2 protein-coding genes are annotated in these 1,997 nt (G+C 68.2%); both read left to right on the top strand.

Translation table 11 applies throughout. The features are described from left to right. A partial coding sequence (hypD, locus tag MUO23_08080; protein MCJ7512913.1) for a hydrogenase formation protein HypD occupies nt 1-895 on the top strand: 895 nt, incomplete at its 5' end. Nucleotides 896-908: 13 nt separating this feature from the next. After that, nucleotides 909-1,994 (top strand): hydrogenase expression/formation protein HypE, encoded by a 1,086-nt coding sequence (gene hypE, locus MUO23_08075; protein MCJ7512912.1) that lies wholly within the window; start codon nt 909-911, stop codon nt 1,992-1,994. Nucleotides 1,995-1,997: the final 3 nt, after the last annotated feature.

The following is a 1,997-nucleotide window of genomic DNA, read 5'->3' as shown; positions in this document are numbered from 1 at the left end:
GGAATTGATCGACAAGGCGCTGGCGATCGCCGCCCAGCCGAATGTGATCTTCACCTCCTTCGGCGACATGCTGCGCGTGCCGGGCTCCGGCCAGGATCTGTTTCACGTGCGCGCCGCCGGCGGCGACGTGCGGGTGGTGTACTCGCCCCTGGATGCCGTGCGGCTCGCGCAGGAGAACCCGGGCAAGCAGGTCGTGTTCTTCGCCATCGGGTTCGAGACCACCGCCCCCGCCAACGCCATGGCCGCCCTGCAGGCGCGGTCGCATGGGCTGAAGAACTTCAGCCTGCTGGTGTCACAGGTGCGTGTCCCGCCGGCCATCCGCGCCATCCTGTCCTCCCCCGGCAATCGGGTCCAGGGATTCCTGGCGGCCGGCCACGTTGCGGCGGTGATGGGCTACTGGGAATATCCGCCGCTGGCGCAGGAATTCGGTGTGCCGATTGTCGTCACCGGCTTTGAGCCGCTCGATCTGGCCCAGGGGATCCTGCGCACCGTGCAGCTGCTGGAAACGGGCAAGGCCGAGGTCGAGAATGCCTACAGCCGGGCCGTCACTCTTCAGGGCAACCAACCGGCCCAGGCTGTGATCCAGCAAGTGTTTGAGGAGTGTGACCGCGCCTGGCGCGGCATTGGCACGATCCCGATGAGCGGCTGGCGCCTGCGGATGGACTATGGCGATCTGGACGCCGAGCGCCGGTTCAACGTCGCCGACATTCAGCCGGTCGAGGCGCCGGAGTGCATCGCCGGACTGGTGCTGCAGGGCCGCAAGAGGCCTTCGGACTGTGCCGCTTTCGGGGCTGTGTGCACGCCCGAGCACCCACTGGGAGCGACAATGGTGTCTGCGGAGGGCGCTTGCGCCGCATACTACCGCTACGGCCGGTTCGCCGAGACGGTCGTCTGAAAGACGGAGCCCGATGCCGGACAAGGCCAAGCCGGAGGCGAGAGATCAGGTGAGGCTGCAGGGACCGGTCTGCCCGCTACCCTTGCGGCATGATGAGCAGATCGTGCTCGGGCACGGCAGCGGCGGGACCATGACCCACAACCTGGTCCGCCGGCTGTTCTACGCAGCCTTCGACAACGCACCCCTGCTGGCGGGCGACGACTCCGCCGTGCTCGACCTGCCCGGCCCAGGCCGGCTGGCGCTCACAACCGACTCCCACATCGTTGCTCCGCTGTTCTTCCCCGGCGGCGACATCGGCCGGCTGGCAGTGTGCGGAACGGTCAACGATCTGGCCATGGTCGGAGCGCGGCCGCTGGGGCTAACGGCCGGATTCATCCTGGAAGAGGGTCTGCCGATCGAGGTGCTCGAGAGGCTGACGGAATCGATGCGGCTGGCGGCCGAGGAGGCCGGCATCCGCATCGTTGCCGGCGATACCAAGGTTGTCGAGCGCGGCAAGGGCGACGGGCTTTTCATCAACACCAGCGGGCTGGGGTGGGTGCCGGCAGGGCGCGAGATTTCCGGCGGGCGAGCCCAGCCGGGGGACGCGGTGCTGCTGACCGGCACGGTCGGTGATCACGGCATCGCCGTGATGGCAGCCCGCGGTGGCCTGGCGCTCGAGATCGATGTCCTTTCGGACGTGGCGCCGCTGAATCGGCTGGTCGAAGGCCTGCTGGCGGTATTCCCGGAGGTGCACGTGCTGCGCGATCCGACGCGCGGTGGAGTAGCAACGGCGCTAAACGAGATCGCCCGCCAAAGCGGCGTGGCGATCCAGCTCATGGAGACGACAATTCCCATCAATCCGGCAGTCGAATCCGCCTGTGAGCTGCTCGGGCTGGATCCGCTGTACGTGGCCAACGAGGGCAAGGCGCTGATCTTGTTGCCCGAAGCGCAAGCCCAGCCGGCGCTGGAACTCCTGCGCTCCCTGCCGTACGGGGAGGGTGCCGTGCAGATTGGCACGGTGCGCCCGGCGCCGGCAGGGCGGGTGCTGATGCGGACTGGCATCGGCGGCACCCGCGTCGTCGACACCCTGTCCGGCGAGATGCTGCCGCGAATCTGCTGATCG

Source organism: Anaerolineales bacterium (genome assembly GCA_022866145.1).
Lineage (GTDB): Bacteria > Chloroflexota > Anaerolineae > Anaerolineales > E44-bin32 > PFL42.
This window is presented reverse-complemented; position numbering and strand designations above follow the sequence as displayed.